This is a genomic window from Streptococcus suis, assembly GCF_046032115.1.
Taxonomy (GTDB): Bacteria; Bacillota; Bacilli; order Lactobacillales; family Streptococcaceae; genus Streptococcus; species Streptococcus suis_AJ.
The window spans coordinates 13,291-33,362 of record NZ_JARQOZ010000023.1 but is presented as its reverse complement, the minus strand read 5'-3'; the positions used below and the strand labels follow the sequence as shown (position 1 = coordinate 33,362).

The 20,072-nt window shown below is 43.5% G+C and carries 17 protein-coding genes and 16 tRNA genes; 32 read left to right on the top strand and 1 reads right to left on the bottom strand.

Translation table 11 applies throughout. From position 1 onward, the window contains the following. Positions 1–81: 81 nt before the first annotated feature. The 22 genes from P7J36_RS07875 to recO all read left to right on the top strand — a co-directional run bounded on the left by P7J36_RS07875 (position 82) and on the right by recO (position 7,419). A tRNA-Val gene (locus tag P7J36_RS07875) sits at positions 82–154 on the top strand. A 2-nt stretch (positions 155–156) separates the two neighbouring features. Next, positions 157–229, top strand: a tRNA-Asp gene (locus tag P7J36_RS07870). A gap of 65 nt (positions 230–294) precedes the next feature. After that, a tRNA-Lys gene (locus tag P7J36_RS07865) sits at positions 295–367 on the top strand. 3 nt (positions 368–370) lie between these two features. After that, positions 371–452 (top strand) — tRNA-Leu (locus tag P7J36_RS07860). Between the two features lie 14 nt (positions 453–466). Continuing rightward, positions 467–539: transfer RNA gene (locus P7J36_RS07855), tRNA-Thr, on the top strand. 12 nt (positions 540–551) lie between these two features. Then, positions 552–623, top strand: a tRNA-Gly gene (locus P7J36_RS07850). Positions 624–630: 7 nt separating this feature from the next. Next, positions 631–714, top strand: a tRNA-Leu gene (locus P7J36_RS07845). A gap of 18 nt (positions 715–732) precedes the next feature. Continuing rightward, positions 733–806 (top strand) — tRNA-Arg (locus P7J36_RS07840). 47 nt (positions 807–853) lie between these two features. Beyond that, positions 854–927: transfer RNA gene (locus P7J36_RS07835), tRNA-Pro, on the top strand. A 12-nt stretch (positions 928–939) separates the two neighbouring features. Beyond that, positions 940–1,013, top strand: a tRNA-Met gene (locus P7J36_RS07830). Positions 1,014–1,029: 16 nt separating this feature from the next. Then, positions 1,030–1,103: transfer RNA gene (locus P7J36_RS07825), tRNA-Ile, on the top strand. A gap of 6 nt (positions 1,104–1,109) precedes the next feature. After that, a tRNA-Ser gene (locus P7J36_RS07820) sits at positions 1,110–1,199 on the top strand. A gap of 10 nt (positions 1,200–1,209) precedes the next feature. After that, positions 1,210–1,283 (top strand) — tRNA-Met (locus P7J36_RS07815). A gap of 15 nt (positions 1,284–1,298) precedes the next feature. After that, positions 1,299–1,371, top strand: a tRNA-Phe gene (locus tag P7J36_RS07810). A 31-nt stretch (positions 1,372–1,402) separates the two neighbouring features. Continuing rightward, a tRNA-Ile gene (locus tag P7J36_RS07805) sits at positions 1,403–1,476 on the top strand. A 12-nt stretch (positions 1,477–1,488) separates the two neighbouring features. Then, positions 1,489–1,576, top strand: a tRNA-Ser gene (locus tag P7J36_RS07800). A gap of 69 nt (positions 1,577–1,645) precedes the next feature. Beyond that, positions 1,646–2,482: a rod shape-determining protein MreC gene (gene mreC / locus P7J36_RS07795; RefSeq protein WP_408551801.1), complete on the top strand. Its 837-nt coding sequence runs from the start codon at positions 1,646–1,648 to the stop codon at positions 2,480–2,482. Then, positions 2,472–2,987, top strand: coding sequence for a rod shape-determining protein MreD (mreD, locus tag P7J36_RS07790; protein WP_029186667.1), 516 nt, complete (start codon positions 2,472–2,474; stop codon positions 2,985–2,987). Before mreC ends, mreD begins: the two co-directional genes overlap by 11 nt. Positions 2,988–3,071: 84 nt before the next feature. Next, on the top strand, positions 3,072–4,328 hold the full coding sequence (pcsB, locus tag P7J36_RS07785) for a peptidoglycan hydrolase PcsB (protein WP_408551800.1): 1,257 nt from the start codon (positions 3,072–3,074) through the stop codon (positions 4,326–4,328). 102 nt (positions 4,329–4,430) lie between these two features. Continuing rightward, positions 4,431–5,399 (top strand): ribose-phosphate diphosphokinase, encoded by a 969-nt coding sequence (locus P7J36_RS07780; protein ID WP_002935337.1) that lies wholly within the window; start codon positions 4,431–4,433, stop codon positions 5,397–5,399. Between the two features lie 90 nt (positions 5,400–5,489). Beyond that, a complete protein-coding gene (locus P7J36_RS07775) occupies positions 5,490–6,668 on the top strand; it encodes a pyridoxal phosphate-dependent aminotransferase (protein ID WP_408551799.1) in 1,179 nt (392 codons plus the stop codon). Then, on the top strand, positions 6,655–7,419 hold the full coding sequence (recO, locus tag P7J36_RS07770) for a DNA repair protein RecO (RefSeq protein ID WP_408551798.1): 765 nt from the start codon (positions 6,655–6,657) through the stop codon (positions 7,417–7,419). The genes P7J36_RS07775 and recO overlap by 14 nt, the downstream gene beginning before the upstream one ends. 177 nt (positions 7,420–7,596) lie before the next feature. On the opposite strand, the gene P7J36_RS07765 is transcribed toward recO, so the two are convergent. Then, on the bottom strand, positions 7,597–7,938 hold the full coding sequence (locus P7J36_RS07765) for a hypothetical protein (protein ID WP_408551797.1): 342 nt from the start codon (positions 7,936–7,938) through the stop codon (positions 7,597–7,599). Positions 7,939–8,039: 101 nt separating this feature from the next. Between P7J36_RS07765 and P7J36_RS07760 the strand changes: the two genes are divergently transcribed. The 10 genes from P7J36_RS07760 to purF all read left to right on the top strand — a co-directional run bounded on the left by P7J36_RS07760 (position 8,040) and on the right by purF (position 20,045). Further along, the gene (locus P7J36_RS07760; RefSeq protein ID WP_222355642.1) at positions 8,040–8,774 is read left to right on the top strand and encodes a response regulator transcription factor; all 735 of its coding nucleotides are present in this window, start codon (positions 8,040–8,042) and stop codon (positions 8,772–8,774) included. Beyond that, positions 8,771–10,135 carry a sensor histidine kinase gene (locus P7J36_RS07755; protein ID WP_408551796.1) on the top strand — a complete coding sequence of 455 codons (1,365 nt, stop codon included), beginning with the start codon at positions 8,771–8,773 and terminating at the stop codon, positions 10,133–10,135. Before P7J36_RS07760 ends, P7J36_RS07755 begins: the two co-directional genes overlap by 4 nt. 111 nt (positions 10,136–10,246) lie before the next feature. Then, positions 10,247–10,984, top strand: a complete 738-nt coding sequence (locus tag P7J36_RS07750; protein WP_408551795.1) for a hypothetical protein — start codon at positions 10,247–10,249, stop codon at positions 10,982–10,984. A gap of 26 nt (positions 10,985–11,010) precedes the next feature. Then, a complete protein-coding gene (locus P7J36_RS07745) occupies positions 11,011–11,886 on the top strand; it encodes an ABC transporter ATP-binding protein (RefSeq protein WP_321056911.1) in 876 nt (291 codons plus the stop codon). Between the two features lies 1 nt (position 11,887). After that, positions 11,888–12,661: a hypothetical protein gene (locus tag P7J36_RS07740; RefSeq protein WP_408551794.1), complete on the top strand. Its 774-nt coding sequence runs from the start codon at positions 11,888–11,890 to the stop codon at positions 12,659–12,661. A 122-nt stretch (positions 12,662–12,783) separates the two neighbouring features. Continuing rightward, a complete protein-coding gene (plsX, locus tag P7J36_RS07735; RefSeq protein ID WP_408551793.1) occupies positions 12,784–13,791 on the top strand; it encodes a phosphate acyltransferase PlsX in 1,008 nt (335 codons plus the stop codon). Next, positions 13,784–14,032 carry a phosphopantetheine-binding protein gene (locus P7J36_RS07730; protein ID WP_105119090.1) on the top strand — a complete coding sequence of 83 codons (249 nt, stop codon included), beginning with the start codon at positions 13,784–13,786 and terminating at the stop codon, positions 14,030–14,032. Before plsX ends, P7J36_RS07730 begins: the two co-directional genes overlap by 8 nt. A gap of 116 nt (positions 14,033–14,148) precedes the next feature. Then, the gene (gene purC, locus P7J36_RS07725; RefSeq protein ID WP_408551792.1) at positions 14,149–14,856 is read left to right on the top strand and encodes a phosphoribosylaminoimidazolesuccinocarboxamide synthase; all 708 of its coding nucleotides are present in this window, start codon (positions 14,149–14,151) and stop codon (positions 14,854–14,856) included. 12 nt (positions 14,857–14,868) lie between these two features. Beyond that, positions 14,869–18,588 carry a phosphoribosylformylglycinamidine synthase gene (locus P7J36_RS07720; protein WP_408551791.1) on the top strand — a complete coding sequence of 1,240 codons (3,720 nt, stop codon included), beginning with the start codon at positions 14,869–14,871 and terminating at the stop codon, positions 18,586–18,588. Between the two features lie 2 nt (positions 18,589–18,590). Further along, positions 18,591–20,045: an amidophosphoribosyltransferase gene (purF, locus tag P7J36_RS07715; protein ID WP_408551790.1), complete on the top strand. Its 1,455-nt coding sequence runs from the start codon at positions 18,591–18,593 to the stop codon at positions 20,043–20,045. Positions 20,046–20,072: the final 27 nt, after the last annotated feature.

The following is a 20,072-nucleotide window of genomic DNA, read 5'->3' as shown; positions in this document are numbered from 1 at the left end:
CGAACACAGCAGTTAAGCCCTAGAACGCCTGAAGTAGTTGGGGGTTGCCCCCTGTTAGATACGGTAGTCGCTTAGCAAATTGGGAGTTTAGCTCAGCTGGGAGAGCATCTGCCTTACAAGCAGAGGGTCAGCGGTTCGATCCCGTTAACTCCCATAGGTCCCGTAGTGTAGCGGTTATCACGTCGCCCTGTCACGGCGAAGATCGCGGGTTCGATTCCCGTCGGGACCGTTCAAATAGTCTGGAAGACTATTTGAAGTTGGAGATAGAGCAAACGGAGTTTGCTTCATATTTTCGACTCGTTAGCTCAGTTGGTAGAGCAATTGACTTTTAATCAATGGGTCGCTGGTTCGAGCCCAGCACGAGTCATATGCGGGTTTGGCGGAATTGGCAGACGCACCAGATTTAGGATCTGGCGCTTTCGGGCGTGGGGGTTCAAGTCCCTTAACCCGCATAGAATAGAAATAGGCCGGCTTAGCTCAGTTGGTAGAGCATCTGATTTGTAATCAGAGGGTCGCGTGTTCAAGTCATGTAGCCGGCATTAGGAAAGATTGCGAACGTAGTTCAGTGGTAGAACACCACCTTGCCAAGGTGGGGGTCGCGGGTTCGAATCCCGTCGTTCGCTTTGAGAGGCCGGGGTGGCGGAACTGGCAGACGCACAGGACTTAAAATCCTGCGATGGCAACATCGTACCGGTTCGATTCCGGTCCTCGGCATGAAGATTATAATAGTTAGCACCCTTAGCTCAACTGGATAGAGTACCTGACTACGAATCAGGCGGTTAGAGGTTCGACTCCTCTAGGGTGCATCACTCGCTTAATGGAGACGTTAGGGGAGCTTTATTTTTAATAGTATCGGGAAGTAGCTCAGCTTGGTAGAGTACTTGGTTTGGGACCAAGGTGTCGCAGGTTCGAATCCTGTCTTCCCGATTATATTATTTTGGCGGTGTAGCTCAGCTGGCTAGAGCGTCCGGTTCATACCCGGGAGGTCGGGGGTTCGATCCCCTTCGCCGCTATATATTCTTGTTTGCTGGACCTTTAGCTCAGCTGGTTAGAGCTCTCGGCTCATAACCGAGCGGTCGTAGGTTCAAGTCCTACAAGGTCCATATATTGGAGGATTACCCAAGTCCGGCTGAAGGGAACGGTCTTGAAAACCGTCAGGCGTGTAAAAGCGTGCGTGGGTTCGAATCCCACATCCTCCTTTTCTACTACCGCGGGATGGAGCAGCTAGGTAGCTCGTCGGGCTCATAACCCGAAGGTCGTAGGTTCAAATCCTGCTCCCGCAATTTCTTTAAGAATTTGGCTCGGTAGCTCAGTTGGTAGAGCAATGGATTGAAGCTCCATGTGTCGGCGGTTCGATTCCGTCTCGCGCCATTAATTTAACTTTGTCCAAGTTTATTATCTTGGGCGCGTAGCTCAGATGGTTAGAGCGCACGCCTGATAAGCGTGAGGTCGGTGGTTCGATTCCACTCGTGCCCATATTATATTGATGGAGAATTACTCAAGAGGCTGAAGAGGACGGTTTGCTAAATCGTTAGGTCGGGTAACTGGCGCAAGGGTTCGAATCCCTTATTCTCCGTAGTGAACGAGATTATCGCTTGATATTCTCGTTTTATTGTATCTTGGTAAGGGGCTATGAGGGTCTATTATGAATAAATTTTCAAAATTAGTAGTAGTTGTTTCTATCTTTTTATTACTGTCATTTTCTCTTTTGTTTGTGACTTTCTCTAAGGAGTTACAGGTACCATATTTAAATAATATCGTTAGTGTTGTTGTAACGCCAATTCAATCGGTTATTTCAGTACCTACTAGATTTTTTTCTGAGCATAAAGATGTCTTGACAGATTTGATGAACGCTTACGAGGAAAATAAACAGTTAAAGGAAGCTATTATGAGCCTTGAAGGGATGGCTGCTGAAAATACTAGCTTGAAAGAAGAGAATGCATCGCTTCGTAGCAGTTTAGGTATGGTGTCTGATTTTCCAGAAAAACAACTTATTCCAGGATCAGTTTTAGTGAGGACTCCTTCATCGTGGTCGGAGCATATTTCAATTAATATTGGTGAGACTAGTGGTGTGACATCTAATGCACTTGTGGTTGCTAATGGTGGATTAGTTGGCATCGTGAGTTCATTGAGTTCAGATTCGGCGGTTGTTACCTTATTTACGAATTCGGATGAATTCACGAAGTTGCCTGTGAAAATTTCTGTTGATTCTAAAGAAATTTATGGTATTTTATCGGGCTATGATGCAGATACAAATAGTTTTATCATTAATCAGTTGAACTCAGCTGATGAAATTGCAGTGGGTAGCAATGTTGTAACTAGTGATTTGGCTGGTGCGACTCCGGCAAATGTCCAAATTGGTAAAGTTTTATCGGTTAAATCAAATAGTAACAGTTTAAATAGAGAAGTATATGTTGAGCCGACAGCTAGTTTTTCAAACATTTATTCGGTTTTAGTGGTAGGTCAAACAAATGCGCAATAAAATGATAGAAATATTTATGTTTCCCATCTTGTTCTTTATTTTATTACTTGATGGACAGATTTCAACGTTGGTAACAAATTGGTTGGTTGGATTATTTACTATTTCAAGTCATTTGGTACTTATGTTAGCTATTTTTTATGCTAACTATGTGTCTCTTGGTTTTTCATTATTCATATTTACTTTGCTAGGTTTGGTATATGATATTAGTTATCTTAATCTGATTGGTATTGCTACTACAACCCTTCCTTTAGTTTTGTATTGCATTTATTTCTTCTTCCAAAGTGCAGTCAGCAAGCGAGGAATCAATATTCTGATTTTACTAGTAGCTATTTTTCAATTTGAATTTATTAGTTATTCATTTGCTCGTATTTTTCATATAACAAACTTGTCTGTGTTTATCTTTGTTTTTAATAAATTACTTCCAAGTTTACTATTCAATTTGGCCTTATTTTTCGTACTACAGCCGTTATTTGAGCGTTTATTTGGAATAACAAACAAGACATAGAAATGTAATAATCGCGTAATATACTTTCGCGATTTTTTTGATAAAATGGTATAGTCAGAAAGAATAGAGGAGTTAGTTTAGCTTATGAAGAAGAAAATCTTAGCTACATTGTTGTTAAGTACAGTCGCTTTATCAAATGTACAATATATGACTGTAATTAACGCGAATGATGTAGATAGTCAGATTGCAGCAAAAAATCAACAGATTAGTGAATTGACAGCACAACAAGCTGAAGCTCAACAACAAGTTGATGCTATTCAAGGACAAGTTGATGCAATTGTTAGTGAACAGGCGAAATTAACAGAAGAAAATACTCGTTTGGAAGCAGAATCGCAGACATTGGCGGAAGATATTGAGCGTTTGTCAGCTGATATTGTGTCACGTGATGGTGCTTTAAAGGAGCAGGCGCGTAGTGCTCAAGTTGATGGCTCTGCTTCAAGCTATATCAATACAATTTTAGATTCAAAATCAATCGTTGATGCTGTTTCGCGTGTTAATGCAATGCGTGAGATTGTTTCAGCTAATAACCGTATGTTGGAACAACAAAAAGCTGATAAGGAAGCAATTGTTGAAAAACAAAAGGCAAACCAAGAGGCAATCACTACTTTGGCAGCTAATCGCCAAAAATTGGAAGATGACGCTCAAGTATTGCAAGTGCGTCAGGCTGAATTGGAAGCTGCTAAGTTAAATTTGGCTGTGCAGAAAGCTACTGCTGAAGATGAGAAAAATTCATTGTTAGAGCAAAAGGCGGCTGCAGAAGAAGCAGCTCGTCAAGCGGCAGCTCGTCAAGCGGAGTATCAAGCACAACAAGCAGCTCTAGCACAGCAACAAGTAGCTTCAGTATCAGCACCAGTCGTGTCAACGCCAGTAGAAACTACAGTGACTGAAACGGTTGCAGCTCCTACTCAAACAGTATCACAATCTACACCAACGGTAAGTACACCTACAACATCTACATCATCAGGTTCAGGTAGTTCAGCGGCAGCAAATAATGCGCGTTATGATGCTTCATCTTACCCAGTTGGTGAGTGTACTTGGGGAGTTAAATCTCAACTTTCATGGGTTGGTCCTTACTGGGGAGATGCTAAACAGTGGTTAGCATCAGCACGTGCTGAAGGTTTTAGTACAGGTTCTACTCCACAAGTAGGTGCGATTGCTGTTTGGACAGGTGGTTATTATGGGCACGTAGCGGTTGTTACGGCTGTTCAATCTTCAACAAGTATCCAAGTTGTTGAATCAAACTACATGGGTCGTCGTTATATTGGTAACCATCGTGGTGGTTATTTCAACCCAACAACGACTTCTGAGGGAGCAGTTTACTACATTTACCCTCCATATTAAGAAATTTTCAAATAGAGCGTGTGGATTTGCGCTCTATTTTTGTTTGAAAAATGAAGGAAAAAGGGTTAGAATAGTAAAGGTAGAAATATATAGGAGGCTGTCATGGCGTTTACTGACTTAAAATTGTTCGCTCTTTCGTCAAATCAGAAGTTAGCTGAACAGGTGTCGAAAAAAATAGGAATTCCTCTGGGAAAATCAAGTGTTCGTCAATTTTCAGATGGTGAGATTCAAGTGAATATTGAAGAATCAATTCGTGGAACTCATGTGTATATTCTTCAATCCACTAGCTCACCAGTTAATGATAATTTAATGGAAATTTTGATTATGGTTGATGCTCTTAAACGTGCATCTGCTGAATCAGTAAACGTAGTAATGCCTTATTATGGTTATGCACGCCAAGACCGAAAGGCTCGTGCACGGGAACCAATTACATCAAAATTGGTAGCTAATATGTTGCAGACAGCGGGTGTCAATCGTTTGTTGACAATTGATTTGCATGCTGCGCAGATTCAGGGATTCTTCGACATTCCTGTTGATCATTTGATGGGGGCTCCATTGATTGCGGATTATTTTGAGCGTCGTGGTATGGTAGGTGATGGCTATGTTGTTGTATCACCTGACCATGGTGGTGTGACACGTGCCCGTAAGTTAGCACAGTTCTTGAAGACACCGATTGCTATTATTGATAAACGTCGTAGTGTTGATAAGATGAATACATCAGAAGTGATGAACATTATTGGCGATATTAAGGATAAAACTTGTATCTTGATTGATGATATGATTGATACTGCGGGTACCATCTGTCATGCAGCGGATGCTTTGGCAGATGCAGGGGCAACAGCTGTTTATGCTTCATGTACGCACCCAGTATTGTCAGGGCCTGCTATGGATAACATTAGTAAGTCAGCAATTAAGAAATTGGTTGTTCTTGATACAATTGAAATTGCAGAAGATCGCTTAATTGATAAAATCGAACATATTTCAACGGCAGAATTATTAGCGGAAGCGATTATTCGTATTCATGAAAAACGTCCCTTGTCGCCTTTGTTTGAGGCAAGTCGTGTTAAATAAATAGGTATGAGGAGAGTCAAATGACTCTTCTTTTTTACATTTATTTTCAAAATGTATTATAATAGTTTTATATGTTTTTGAGGTGGCAGAATGGATTTATTAAATCGTTTTAATAAGAATTTGAATCGGATTGAGGTTTCGATGATTCGTCAGTTTGATCAGTCTATTTCGGATGTTCCAGGGATTTTGAAACTGACCTTGGGAGAGCCTGATTTTACAACGCCTGATCATGTCAAAGAAGCGGCTAAGGCTGCAATTGATGCTAACCAGAGTTATTATACTGGCATGGCTGGTCTTTTGGAGTTGCGCCAAGCGGCAGCTGAGTTTGTGGCTGAGAAATATAATTTACACTACAATCCAGAAAATGAAATCCTCTCTACGATTGGTGCAACAGAAGCTTTGTCAGCGAGTTTAGTTGCTATTTTGGAAGTTGGGGATACGGTACTTCTACCTGCCCCTGCCTATCCTGGTTATGAACCAATTGTCAATATGGTGGGAGCAGATGTTGTTGAAATCGATACGACGGCAAATGATTTTGTTTTGACACCTGAGATGTTGGAAGAGGCGATTATTGAGCAGGGGGATAAGCTAAAAGCTGTCATTCTCAACTATCCTGCCAATCCAACAGGTGTGACTTACTCTCGTGAACAAATCGAGGCTTTTGCGGATGTCTTGCGTAAATTTCCTGTATTTGTCCTATCAGATGAGGTCTATGCGGAGCTGACTTATACTGGTCAGCCTCATACTTCGATTGCGGAGTTTTTGCCAGAGCAGACCATTTTGATCCAAGGTTTGTCCAAGTCCCATGCCATGACAGGTTGGCGGATTGGCTTGATTATGAGTCAGGCTCCAATCATCGCTCAAATCATCAAGAGCCACCAATATCTCGTGACTGCTGCGTCAACTGCTATGCAGTATGGTGCAGTTGAGGCCCTGAAAAATGGTAAGGATGATGCTCTTCCGATGCGAGCGGAGTATGTCAAGCGTAGGGATTACATCATAGAGAAGATGACGGACTTAGGCTTTAAAATTATCAAGCCTGATGGAGCTTTTTACATCTTTGCCAAAATCCCTGCAGGCTACAATCAAGATTCCTTTAGTTTCTTACAGGACTTTGCGAGAAAGAAAGCGGTGGCTTTTATTCCAGGTGCAGCCTTTGGCCAGTATGGTGAAGGCTATGTACGGATTTCCTATGCGGCTAGCATGGACACCATTCAGACGGCCATGGATCGCTTGAAAGACTATCTAGAAGAAAATGGAACGAATTGAAACCAGGGGATTAGTCCTTTACAATCGGAATTTTAGGGAAGATGACAAGCTGGTCAAGATTTTTACGGAGAAGGCTGGCAAGCGAATGTTTTTCGTGAAACATGCCTCTAAGTCCAAGCTGGTAGCTTCTATTCAGCCTTTGACCTATGCGGATTTTATCGTTAAAATCAATGATGATGGTCTGTCTTATATCGAAGATTTTCATCAGGTACAGCCTTTTAAGTCTATTAATAGTGATATTTTTAAGCTCAGCTATGCCACCTACATCTTGGCCTTGGCAGATGCGGCCTTGCAGGACAAGGTCTATGACCCAGCCCTCTTTGCATTTTTGGTCAAGACCTTAGATTTGATGGAGTCGGGTTTGGACTATGAAATTTTGACCAATATCTTTGAAATTCAGCTCTTGGGACGTTTTGGGATCAGTCTGAATTTTCACGAGTGTGCTTCTTGTCATCGGGTTGGATTGCCTTTTGACTATTCCTACAAGTACAGCGGTGTCTTGTGTCCGCAACACTATCAACAAGATGAGCGACGGGCTTATCTGGATCCCAATGTTCCCTATCTGCTTGATCAATTTCAGGCTATTTCCTTTGATGAACTGGAAACCATTTCCATCAAGCCTGAGATGAAGCGAAAATTACGGCTTTTTATTGACCAGCTGTACGAGGAATATGTGGGGATTCACTTGAAATCCAAGAAATTTATAGATGATTTATCTTCTTGGGGGAAGATTATGAAGTCAGAAGAATAAATATAGTCATTTGAATTAACTTTGATACATCGTCACTTTCATCTTGCCGTACTCTACGAAAGTAACTAGCTTCGCAAGTCTTATCTCCAACCTAGAACAGCCTAGAGGCTGTTCTAGCAGCCTGCGTCTCAGTTCCTTGTCTGAAAGCTAATTCATTCGACTATAGAAACAGCCTTCTCAATGGAGAGGGCTGTTTTGTAGGTATTCCCTTAATTCTGTTTGGGCTTGGTGTGGTGTCAGGACAGCTAGGAAGGAGAGGTGGCTTCGGAAGCAGACTTGGTAGTCAGGCTCTTCATCAATCAAGATGAGCTGTCCAGTGTCATCTCTCTGGCGAATGGTTTTTGCTACCTTCATTCCATCCCAGAATATGTTTTGAGGGGTATTTATGATAAAATAGTAGTTAATTTGATGGGCGACGGGAAAATCTTCCTTGTGTTTGACTTGGAAGGGTTGTCCAAGTTGTCTTAGAATGGTTTCTATCGTGTTTGGATAGAAGAATGGTTTTAGGATATAGTTCATGTTGCCTCCTTTCTTTGATATATCTTAGTATAGGAAATTTTAGAGAAAATGGGGTGGAGCTATCATGAACAGTCTTTATTTTGTCATGAATGGGGGATGAGATGTTACGGATTTTTATCTTGGAAGATGATTTTATGCAACAAGCTAGGTTGGAGCAAGCAATTGAGGAAGTTGTAAAAACGAGTGACGTTGCCTATAAGACCTTGGAAGTGTTTGGTAAACCTCAGCAGTTACTTGAGGCTGTGACAGAGACTGGAAATCATCAGCTCTTTTTCCTAGATATTGAGATTAGGGGTGAGGAGAAGAAAGGGATGGAGATTGCGCGGGAGATAAGAGCGCGTGATCCGCATGCTGTGATTGTTTTTGTGACGACGCATTCGGAATTTATGCCTTTGACCTATAAATACCGTGTGTCAGCTCTTGATTTTATTGATAAGGGGTTGGATGAACCTGCCTTTAAGGAAGCGGTGGCAGATGTTCTCCAACATGCTTACAGTCATATCAGTCAGACTGTGAGCGATGATGCTTTTGTTTTCAAGAGTGAGTTTTCTCAGATTCAAGTTCCTTTTTCAGATATTTTGTATTTTGAAACCTCTTCAACGCCTCATAAGGTCGTCTTGACAACCAAGTCAGGTCATACGGAGTTTTATGGCAAGGTGTCAGATATTGCTAAAACGGATGAACGCTTGTACCAGAGCCATCGGGCTTATGTGGTCAATCCTGCTAATATTCTTCGTGTGGATGCTGTGGAGAGGATGGTGTATTTTGAACAGGAGGAATCTTGCTTGGTCTCTCGAATGAAACTGAAAGGTTTGCTGGAGAGGGTTGGGAAATGATGGCTATTGGTTTAGTATTTCTAGTGTCCTTCATCGACTGGTTTATCAAGCTTGGAGTGTTTAATCAGTTGAGTCAGCTGAGCTTGAAATGGTGGCGATTGCTTGTTTTCTCAGGTCTATTCTCGGGATTATTCATTCTTTTTCCAGACAGTATTCCTTACATTGAACCCTTTTATTTCCAGGTCTATCTCTTGGTGTTTCAGCGGTCTTGGACTTGGTCTCAATCCTTGTTCTACGGTTTGGTACCTTTTGTCTTGGTTGATTTATTTCAGCGAACCTTTGGGATTTACCAGCTTAAGTGGACAACCTTTCAACTATGGCAGACACATCTGGAATGGCTTGATATTCTCTTTGTGGTAGTGGTCCTTTTGCTCTTTATTCCTTTTTATCGAACCTTTATCCGTTTGCTGGGAATTGATTTTCAGCACATGAAGAAGGTTTTTGCCTACCCTAAGTTTAAAAAGAGTCTCAAGAACCTCATTTATTCTATGCTCTTCTATGTTGTTGTGGTGCATGCGTTGCTCGTTTTTGGGCAATCAGTAGGGGAAATGGACTTTTCGGTAGCCATTGGCATAGGGGACAGTCAGGTTTATCTAGATTTTATTAAGATTTACTTTGCCTACTTTATCGGTAGTCTCTTTTTCCTCAATACCAAGCTAAAAGAGCAGTTGACTGAGGAATTGCAGGAGGCCAAGGATGCTCAATTATCTTCTTTAGAAGACTACAGTCAGCATGTGGAAAGCCTGTATAAGGATATTAGAAGCTTTCGACATGATTATACCAATATCTTGGTTAGTCTCAATGAAGCTATCAAGCAGGAAGATATCAGTGAAATCAAGGCTATCTATCAAACGGTTTTAGCAGGGACAGACCAGAAATTTTATCAAGATGCCTATGATATTGGAAATCTAGCTCATCTGGATAATACTGCGATGAAAAGTATTTTATCTGCTAAGCTGATGGAAGCTCAAAGTCGGGGGATTCAGCTGACCGTTGAGATAGAAGAAGTCAGTACCGCTCCAGCAGGGATCGAATTGCTGGATATGGTGACTATCCTATCAATCTTTTTAGATAATGCCATAGAGGCAGCCAGTTTGTCAGCTGAGAAGAGTCTGCTTGTGGCTTATTTTGAAGACCAAGGTGAAAAAATCCTTATCATCGAAAATAGTACAGCGGAAGAACGGATTCAAACAAAATCTATCTTTTCTTATGGAAAATCCAGTAAGGGTGAGGGGCGAGGGATTGGTTTGGCCAATGTGCAGAAAATCCTGTCACACTATCCATCTATTAGACTGGTGACGACTAGTCAGGCTTTTCGATTCCGTCAAGAACTACATGTGCCACAGACGGCTGAAACATAACATTTACCGTTCATGACAAATAAACGACCATTCATTAGAGTGGTCATTTTATATTGCTCTTTTGGGTTATACTCTTTTTGTAAAACAAATCAATTCCTAAGGAGTTAAATTATGAATCTGTTTCCTTCAGTATTTCAATCCGTTTTTAAAAGACGTGATGTGAATATTCTTTTAGCCTTCACCTTCCTGCCCTTGTTGGTAACTAGCTTGTCTGGGATAGGAGAAGCTCAAATCAACACAGATGTAACAAGTAGTTGGCTTTCCTTTATCGTGTCGGCTTTGGAGTTGCAATTCCAGATGGTCTTGCCTGCCTTAATTATGGGCTTTATCGTATCGTCGGTCTTTCGTGATGAGATTGGTTCAGGAATCCTGTTTCTTTACAAGGATATCAAGAAATCTAGCATTCTTCATGCCAAGTTGCTCAGTCTCTTTGCTGTCTATGTGATTTACTTCTTAGGGACAGTTCTTATCGCTAGCCTGACCTATGTCCTTACCATTGCTCCCCGGTATGGTTTTCACTGGCTTCCTGCTCATCAAGCTGCATATAGTTTGCTCTATATCTTGACGATGATTGGCTTAAATCTGATTTTAATCAGTCTGGTAGCGGCAGTATCCATCAAGCGAACAACCATAATGGCTGTCTTGTCAGGGGTACTTTTTAACCTCTTTGCTCAAGTAGGTCCACTCTTAAATGGTTTTCGCTATGCTTTCCCACCGACCTATGCGACCAAACTGGCTGGACAGTTTCCATTTGGACTTGCCTTTGCTATTAGTTTAGGTTTGATCCTGCTATATTTTGGATTGGCCTATCGTTCGGCACGCAAGAATTTTGAAAAAATTGAATATTAAAGATACCTAAGAAAGAGAGAATAACAATGCTTACAATCAAGAACCTATCAAAACAATTTGCTGGAAATGACTTTTACTCATTGAAAGATGTGAGTTTGGAGATTAAAAAAGGTGAAATCGTCGGCCTGATCGGTAAAAACGGGGCCGGAAAATCAACTCTGATGAAATTGATGGCCAAATCCCTCAAGCCGACAACAGGAACCATTACCTATAATGGTGTGGATATTCATACGGCAGATAACTTGCTCAAGGATTTTGGGATTATGATTGACCCTGTTTTCTATCCAGAGATGTCGGTTATTGATAATTTGAAGTTTTACCTGACTTTGCATGGTAGGACAGAGATGTTTCCAAATATTGAAAAGACCCTCAAGCTCTTAGACTTGTGGGAGGCTCGCAACCGTAAACCAAAAGGGTTCTCATTTGGTATGAAACAGCGGACGGCCTTGGCTATTGCGATGGTAGCAGAGCCAGACTTCCTCATCTTGGATGAGCCTTTTGTGGGCTTGGACCCTGTCGGTGTCCAACAGTTGATTGATATTCTCAAGTCTTGGTCACAGGAGCGCAATATCTCTATGCTGATTTCCAGTCACCAGCTTGGTGAGTTGGAAGCTCTCTGTGAGCGTTATGTCTATATCGAAAAAGGTCAGTTGGCAGATGAGTTTGCTGGGCAGTCAGCTCCAAGCGTCTTGGTAGAGGTCAATAGCAGAGCAGATAAGGAAGCTCTCTCAGCCTATCTGACAGAGGCAATCACTCTGGATGGGGATGTCCTAGAGATTTCCACTCAGGCAAGCAGTGGAGAACTCAATGCTGTCCTAGCCTACCTAGCTAGTCAAAACTTGATCAGCAAGCTTCATGTAAAAGAAAACCACTTGAAAGAAATTTTTAGTCGAGGTGAATAGTATGTTAGCAATTTTTAAACCTGTTTTTGCCAGTGTTTGGAAGAGGAAGGAAACTAAGATTTTCCTTGCCTTTGCCTTCCTCTTTCCAACTATGGTTCTGGTTGCAACCTTTTTACCAAAAGGTTCCAACTTTATGGTGCCACATGTGATGGGTGACTATCTTTTTTCATTCGTTACTCTAACTGGTGTAACCTTTAGAACTGCTAGTGACTTTGTTCTCCCGATTTTAGCCCTTTTCTACCTGACCTATACGGTCTTTAAGGGTGAGGCGGATAGTCATACTATGTTTCTCTATAAGGACATCAAGCGTCAGGACATCTTTTGGGCTAAGGTCTTGAGTCTAGCAACGATTGTCCTCATCTATACAGGAATCTTTCTATTGGTGATGGTGGTTTATTACTACACACGCTTTGGACATATGGACTATGCGACCTTGACTTTCTGGGATCATATAAAAACAGTGGAGAATGTAGTTTTTGTCCAAAGTGTCCTCGGTGTCATGTTAGATATGTTGATTTGTGTCTTACTGGCTGCTTGTGTTTCCTTGTATTCAGGAGTTGGGGCAACCATGACAGTTGCCTTTGGTTACTCACTGGGGTCAAGTATTTTAGGTATATTTGGTTTAGCTAGTTTCTTTCCATTGGGGAACCTCGATGCCTTGTATGAAGGAGCAAGCCTGTTTTCAACATTAGGAACATCTGTTTTGGTTACCTTGGTCTACTCGTCGGTATTAGCCTATCTGACTTTGAAGTATTTTAAAAAGATGGAATTTTAAGGTGTTATGCCCTTTCTAGTGATTAGAAAGGGTGTTTGCTTTGCTCTGCTATTTTCAATAATAGGAAAAAAGTTGAAATCGTGCTATAATATCTCTAAGACTAAAGTGAAGGAACTAGATAGATGAAACGTATTGCAGTAGATGCTATGGGTGGGGATCATGCCCCTCAGGCAGTGGTAGAAGGTGTCAATCAAGCCTTGGCTGCCTTTCCAGACATTGACATTCAACTTTATGGTGATGAGGCTAAAATCAAGCAGTATTTGACAGCGACAGAGCGTGTCAGCATCATTCATACGACGGAGAAAATCAATTCAGATGATGAGCCTGTCAAGGCTATTCGTCGGAAGAAAGAGGCTTCTATGGTCCTAGCGACCAAGGCTGTCAAGGATGGTCAGGCAGATGCGGTCTTGTCGGCTGGAAATACGGGTGCTCTTTTGGCAGCAGGTGTCTTTGTAGTCGGTCGTATCAAGCATATCGACCGTCCTGGTCTTATGTCAACTCTTCCGACTATGGATGGCAAGGGATTTGATATGATGGACTTGGGGGCAAATGCTGAAAATACAGCTCATCACCTCTATCAGTATGGTATCCTTGGCTCATTTTACGCGGAGCACGTGCGTGGTGTCAAACAACCTCGTGTGGGACTTTTGAACAACGGTACGGAAGATACCAAGGGTACGCCAGTTCATCAAGAAGCCTATAAACTCTTGGCGGAAGACAAGTCGATTAACTTTATCGGAAATGTGGAGGCGCGTGAGTTGCTTAACAGCGTGGCGGATGTGGTCGTGACGGATGGTTTCACGGGAAACGCTGTGCTGAAAACAGTTGAAGGAACTGCAAAATCCATCGTTGGTCAGTTGACTGGCTCAATCAAGAATGGTGGTCTGCGTGCTAAATTGGGTGGTCTTTTGGTCAAGCCAACCTTGAAAAAGGCCTTGGGGGCTATGGACTATAAAACTGCAGGTGGTGCTGTATTGCTCGGTCTAAAAGCACCTGTCATCAAGGCACATGGGTCTAGCGATGCTCAGTCAATTTTCTATACCATCAAGCAGACACGTTCCATTTTGGAGGCTGGCATTGTGGAGAAATCAGTTGCCAAATTTTCAGTAGTGGAGGAAAACAATGACTAGAGAGCAGGTCTATCAGCGAGTTGTTGAATTGATTCAGGATGAGAAGGGGGAAGACTTCCACGTTCAACCTGAGTCTACTTTGGCCGATAATATTGCTGCAGATTCGGTGGAAATCATGGAATTTGTCCTGACCTTAGAGGATGAGTTCGGAGTAGATGTGCCGGATGCGGCCATTGAACGCTTTGAAACATTAGCAGATATTGTGGATTTTATTTGGAGTCAATTAAAAGAACGTTCGTAGTTTACGGGCGTTTTTCTTTATTTTTTTAAAAATACCGTCAAATACTTTTTAACGCGAATGTTATGTGATAGAATAAACGAAAAGACTAGAATATTTTATGAAAGGCGAACATTCTCATGAAAACAGACCTTCTCTATTCAGGAAAAGCCAAAGACATCTACGCTACGGCTGACAGTGACCAGATTGTTGCGGTTTACAAGGATCAGGCGACGGCTTTTAATGGTGGTAAGAAAGAACAGATTGTAGGCAAGGGCCGGCTGAACAATCTGATTTCATCTTTGATTTTTGAAAAGTTGAATGAGGCTGGGGTCCAAACGCATTTCATCAAGCGTTTGTCGGATACGGAGCAGTTGAATAAGAAGGTGGAGATTATTCCTCTTGAGGTGGTTTTGAGAAATGTGACAGCTGGGTCTTTCTCAAAACGCTTCGGGGTGGAGGAAGGGATAGCCTTAGCTACTCCTATCGTAGAATTTTACTATAAAAAAGATGAGTTGGACGATCCTTTTATCAACGATGAACATATTGCTTTTCTTAAGCTAGCTAGTTCAGAAGAAATCGCCTATATCAAGGAAGAAACAAGACGAATCAATGGGTTCTTGAAGGACTTGTTTGCACAGATTGGGCTGACTTTGGTGGATTTCAAGCTAGAATTTGGGGTTGACTCGTCTGGTCAGATTTTATTGGCGGATGAGTTTTCTCCTGATAATTGTCGTTTGTGGGATGCGGATGGCAACCATCTGGACAAGGATGTTTTCCGTCGGGGTCTCGGGGAATTGACCGAGGTTTACGAGGTCGTATTGGCAAAATTACAAGAAGTGAAGTAAGGATTGGAAAAAATGGCGAAGCGGATTTTTGTTGAGAAGAAGGCGGATTTTCAGATTAAGGCGGAGGCTCTTCGTAAGGAGTTGACCCATAATTTGCAGCTGACGAGTTTGACGAGTGTACGTCTGGTGCAGGTGTATGATGTTTTCAATCTTGAGGAGGACTTGCAGGAGCAGGCGATCAAGCATATCTTTACCGAGCAGGTGACGGACAAGGTCTTGTCGGAAGCGGAGCTTGACTTGGAGGGGGCTGCTTATTTTGCGATTGAGGCTCTTCCTGGGCAGTTTGATCAGCGGGCGGCCAGCAGTCAGGAGGCCCTTCTCTTATTGGGCAGTCGTCAGGAGGTGCGTGTCAATACAGGTCAGCTCTATATCTTGAATGGCGATGTGCGGGAAGAAGAGTTAGCTGCTATCAAGAACTATTTGCTCAACCCTGTGGATTCGCGTTTTAAGGATTTGGGGGCTCCTTTGGTGGCTCAGGAGTTTTCGGTGTCAGATGCGACTATTCCAAGCTTGGACTTTTTTGCTAGTTATGGGGCGGAAGAGTTTGCAACTTACAAGCGAGAAGTTGGCTTGGCTATGGAAGTGGAAGATCTGCTCTTTATTCAGAACTATTTCAAGTCAATTGGTCGTGTGCCAACCGAGACAGAGCTTAAGGTCTTGGATACGTACTGGAGTGACCACTGCCGTCATACGACTTTTGAAACGGAACTCAGATCTATCGATTTTTCAGCTTCAAAATTCCAAAAGCAATTGCAGGCGACTTATGACAAGTACCTGGCTATACGAACAGAATTAGGTCGGACAGACAAGCCGCAGACATTGATGGATATGGCGACGATTTTTGGTCGCTATGAGAGAGCAAATGGTCGTCTGGATGATATGGAAGTGTCAGATGAAATCAATGCCTGCTCGGTGGAGATTGAAGTGGATGTGGACGGCGTGAAAGAGCCATGGCTCCTCATGTTTAAGAATGAAACCCACAATCACCCAACAGAAATCGAGCCTTTCGGTGGAGCCGCAACCTGTATCGGTGGAGCCATTCGTGATCCTTTGTCAGGTCGTTCTTATGTTTATCAAGCCATGCGGATTTCAGGTGCGGGCGATATTACCCAGCCTCTGACAGCTACTCGCCCAGGGAAATTGCCACAGCAAATCATTTCTAAAACCGCAGCACATGGTTATTCTTCATACGGTAACCAAATCGGTCTTGCGACCACCTATGTGCGTGAATATTTCCACCCAGGCTTTGTCGCTAAACGTATGGAGTTGGGTGCCGTAGTCGGTGCAGCTCCAAAGGAAAATGTAGTCCGTGAAAAACCAGTCGCAGGCGATGTGGTCATCTTGTTAGGAGGCAAAACAGGTCGCGATGGTATTGGTGGGGCAACAGGCTCGTCCAAGGTACAGACAGTTAAGTCTGTCGAAACAGCTGGTGCGGAAGTCCAAAAAGGGAATGCCATTGAAGAACGCAAAATCCAACGTTTGTTCCGCAATGGTGACGTGACTCGCTTGATTAAAAAATCTAATGACTTCGGTGCAGGAGGTGTCTGCGTTGCTATTGGTGAGCTGGCAGATGGTCTTGAAATCGATTTGGACAAGGTTCCACTCAAGTATGCAGGCTTGAATGGAACGGAAATTGCTATTTCGGAATCACAAGAGCGGATGAGTGTCGTTGTTCGTCCAGAGGACGTAGACGCCTTCATCGCAGCCTGCCGTCAGGAAAATATCCATGCGGTTGTCGTGGCTAAAGTCACTGAAAAACCAAACCTAGTCATGACTTGGAATGGACAAACCATTGTTGATTTGGAACGTTCCTTCCTTGATACCAACGGTGTCCGTGTAGTCGTCGATGCCAAGGTAGTTGACAGTGCTGTCAACTTACCAGAAACACGTACAACATCTGCCAAAACACTACAAGAGGACTTGAAAGACCTTCTTTCAGATCTCAACCATGCTAGTCAAAAAGGTTTGCAGACGATTTTCGACTCATCTGTTGGTCGTTCAACTGTCAACCACCCACTCGGAGGTCGTCACCAGTTGACTCCGACAGAAAGTTCGGTACAAAAGTTGCCTGTCCGACACGGTGTGACCACAACGGCTTCTGTCATGGCTCAGGGCTATCATCCTTATTTGGCAGAATGGTCTCCTTATCATGCTGCAGCCTATGCGGTCATTGAAGCGGCTGCTCGCTTGGTGGCAACAGGTGCTAACTGGTCCAAGGCTCGCTTCTCCTATCAAGAATACTTCCAACGCATGGACAAGCAGGCAGAGCGTTTTGGTCAGCCAGTAGCAGCACTTCTAGGCTCTATCGAGGCTCAGATCCAGCTTGGCCTGCCGTCTATCGGTGGCAAGGATTCCATGTCTGGTACCTTTGAGGAATTGACAGTTCCGCCAACCCTGGTTGCCTTTGGCGTGACCACGGCTGACAGTCGCAAGGTCCTCTCGCCTGAGTTCAAGGCGGCTGGCGAGTACATTTACTACTTACCAGGTCAGATTTTGTCCGAAGATATTGATTTTGCCCTTATGAAGTCTAATTTTGAGGCTTTTGAAAAATGGCAAAGCGATTATGCGATTACGGCTGCTAGTGCAGTCAAGTACGGTGGTGTCTTAGAAAGTCTAGCCCTCATGTCCTTTGGAAACCAAATCGGAGCAAGAGTCGAACTTGCAGATCTTGAAACCAGCTTGACAGGTCAGCTTGGCGGATTTGTCTTCACATCGAAAGAAGACATTCCAGATGCTGTGAAAATTGGACAAACCACCGCTGACTTTACACTGCTTGTCAACGGTGTCAACCTAGCTGGACAGGACCTGCAGGCAGCCTTTGAAGGTAAGTTAGAAGAAGTTTACCCAACGGAATTTGAACAGGCGACAGAGCTACAAGAGGTTCCAGCTCTTGCAAGCGACTCAGTTGTGCAAGTCAAGGAAAGAGAAGAAGTACCTGTAGTTTACATTCCAGTCTTCCCAGGTACCAACTCAGAATACGATTCTGCCAAGGCCTTTGAACAGGCTGGTGCAAAAGTCAATCTTGTTCCGTTTGTAACCTTGGATGCAGAGAGCATTGAAAAATCGGTTGACACTATGGTTGACAATATCACCAAGGCCAATATTCTTTTCTTAGCAGGGGGATTCTCGGCTGCGGATGAGCCAGACGGGTCTGCCAAGTTTATCGTGACCATCTTACGAAACGCCAAGGTCCGCTCTGCTATTGATCAATTTATAGAAAAAGGTGGCCTCATCATCGGTATCTGTAATGGCTTCCAGGCCCTTGTCAAATCGGGCTTGCTGCCGTATGGAAACTTTGAGGAGGCTGGTGAAACCAGTCCGACCCTCTTCTACAACGATGCCAACCAGCACGTTGCCAAAATGGTGGAGACACGGATTGCCAATGTCAACTCACCGTGGTTGGCGGGTGTCCAGGTCGGTGACATTCACGCTATCCCAGTTTCTCACGGGGAAGGAAAATTTGTGGTGACCGATGAAGAGTTTGCCATCTTGCGGGATAATGGGCAAATTTTCAGCCAATACGTTGACTTTACTGGTCAGCCAAGCATGGATTCTAAGTACAATCCAAACGGTTCTAGCCATGCCATTGAAGGTATTACCAGCCGCAACGGTCAAATTATCGGGAAAATGGGGCATTCGGAGCGGTACGAGGACGGTCTTTTCCAAAACATTCCAGGTAAGAAAGACCAAGGGCTCTTTGTTTCAGCAGTTCGCTATTTTACAGGAAAATAAATATGACATACGAAGTTAAATCACTCAACGAAGAATGCGGTGTTTTCGGTATTTGGGGACACCCACAAGCTGCTCAGGTTACTTATTTTGGTCTCCATAGTTTGCAGCACCGTGGGCAAGAAGGGGCAGGGATTTTAGCCAATGATGGTGGGCATTTGCGTCGCCATCGCGGAACAGGTCTGATTGCAGAAGTCTTCAAAAATCCAGCAGATTTAGAAGCCTTGACAGGAACGGCTGCCATTGGTCATGTCCGCTATGCAACTTCTGGCTCTGCTTCTATCAATAATATTCAGCCCTTCCTCTTTGATTTTGCAGATATGCAGGTGGGTTTGGCACACAATGGGAATTTGACCAACGCGGTAAGTTTGAAGGCTGAACTTGAAAAAAATGGTTCCATTTTCTCTTCTTCTTCTGACACTGAAATTCTCATGCACTTGATTCGCCGCAGTCACAATCCAGACTTTATGGGCAAAATCAAGGAAGCCCTCAATACTGTTAAAGGCGGTTTTGCCTACCTGATTATGCTGGAAGACAAGCTGGTCGCAGCTCTGGATCCAAACGGCTTCCGACCACTTTCAATAGGCAAAATGAAAAATGGTGCCTGGGTAGTTGCTAGTGAAACTTGTGCTTTTGAAGTAGTGGGAGCTGACTGGGTACGAGATGTGGAGCCTGGTGAAATTGTCGTCATTGATGATTCAGGAATTCAATATGATAGCTATACAAGAGATACGCAACTGGCAGTTTGCTCTATGGAGTATGTCTACTTTGCTCGCCCAGATTCGGTCATTCACGGGGTCAATGTCCACACGGCTCGTAAAAATATGGGACGTCGTTTGGCCCAGGAATTTCAACAGGAAGCAGACATTGTCGTTGGTGTGCCAAACTCTTCCCTATCTGCGGCTATGGGATTTGCAGAGGAATCTGGTTTGCCAAATGAAATGGGGCTGATTAAAAACCAATATACCCAGCGGACTTTTATTCAACCGACCCAGGAATTGCGGGAGCAGGGTGTGCGCATGAAGTTGTCAGCCGTTTCAAGTGTTGTCAAAGGCAAGCGCGTGGTCATGATTGACGACTCAATTGTTCGCGGCACAACTAGCCGCCGCATTGTCCAGCTTCTTCGTGATGCAGGGGCAAAAGAAGTCCATGTGGCTATCGGTAGCCCAGAACTCAAGTACCCGTGTTTCTATGGCATTGATATTCAGACCCGTCGTGAACTGATTTCAGCCAACCATACTGCTGAGGAAGTTTGTGAGATTATCGGGGCAGACAGTCTGACCTACCTCTCTCTTGAAGGGATGATTGAGGCTATCGGTATTGAAACAGACGCTCCAAAAGGAGGGCTTTGTGTGGCCTACTTTGACGGAGAATTTCCAACGCCTCTCTATGACTATGAGGAAGAATACCTCCGTAGCCTAGAAGAGAAAACGAGTTTCTACATTGAAAATGTCAAGTAAGTGACAGAGGTGTCAATGTTAATTGAC

Coding starts and splice junctions, on each gene's coding strand:
- purC (WP_408551792.1), top strand. CDS start 14,149: ATGAAAACAGACCTTCTCTATTCAGGAAAAGCCAAAGACATCTACGCT.
- P7J36_RS07775 (WP_408551799.1), top strand. CDS start 5,490: ATGGATTTATTAAATCGTTTTAATAAGAATTTGAATCGGATTGAGGTT.
- P7J36_RS07760 (WP_222355642.1), top strand. CDS start 8,040: ATGTTACGGATTTTTATCTTGGAAGATGATTTTATGCAACAAGCTAGG.
- P7J36_RS07720 (WP_408551791.1), top strand. CDS start 14,869: ATGGCGAAGCGGATTTTTGTTGAGAAGAAGGCGGATTTTCAGATTAAG.
- P7J36_RS07745 (WP_321056911.1), top strand. CDS start 11,011: ATGCTTACAATCAAGAACCTATCAAAACAATTTGCTGGAAATGACTTT.
- purF (WP_408551790.1), top strand. CDS start 18,591: ATGACATACGAAGTTAAATCACTCAACGAAGAATGCGGTGTTTTCGGT.
- plsX (WP_408551793.1), top strand. CDS start 12,784: ATGAAACGTATTGCAGTAGATGCTATGGGTGGGGATCATGCCCCTCAG.
- P7J36_RS07755 (WP_408551796.1), top strand. CDS start 8,771: ATGATGGCTATTGGTTTAGTATTTCTAGTGTCCTTCATCGACTGGTTT.
- pcsB (WP_408551800.1), top strand. CDS start 3,072: ATGAAGAAGAAAATCTTAGCTACATTGTTGTTAAGTACAGTCGCTTTA.
- P7J36_RS07730 (WP_105119090.1), top strand. CDS start 13,784: ATGACTAGAGAGCAGGTCTATCAGCGAGTTGTTGAATTGATTCAGGAT.
- mreC (WP_408551801.1), top strand. CDS start 1,646: ATGAATAAATTTTCAAAATTAGTAGTAGTTGTTTCTATCTTTTTATTA.
- P7J36_RS07740 (WP_408551794.1), top strand. CDS start 11,888: ATGTTAGCAATTTTTAAACCTGTTTTTGCCAGTGTTTGGAAGAGGAAG.
- P7J36_RS07750 (WP_408551795.1), top strand. CDS start 10,247: ATGAATCTGTTTCCTTCAGTATTTCAATCCGTTTTTAAAAGACGTGAT.
- recO (WP_408551798.1), top strand. CDS start 6,655: ATGGAACGAATTGAAACCAGGGGATTAGTCCTTTACAATCGGAATTTT.
- mreD (WP_029186667.1), top strand. CDS start 2,472: ATGCGCAATAAAATGATAGAAATATTTATGTTTCCCATCTTGTTCTTT.
- P7J36_RS07765 (WP_408551797.1), bottom strand. CDS start 7,938: ATGAACTATATCCTAAAACCATTCTTCTATCCAAACACGATAGAAACC.
- P7J36_RS07780 (WP_002935337.1), top strand. CDS start 4,431: ATGGCGTTTACTGACTTAAAATTGTTCGCTCTTTCGTCAAATCAGAAG.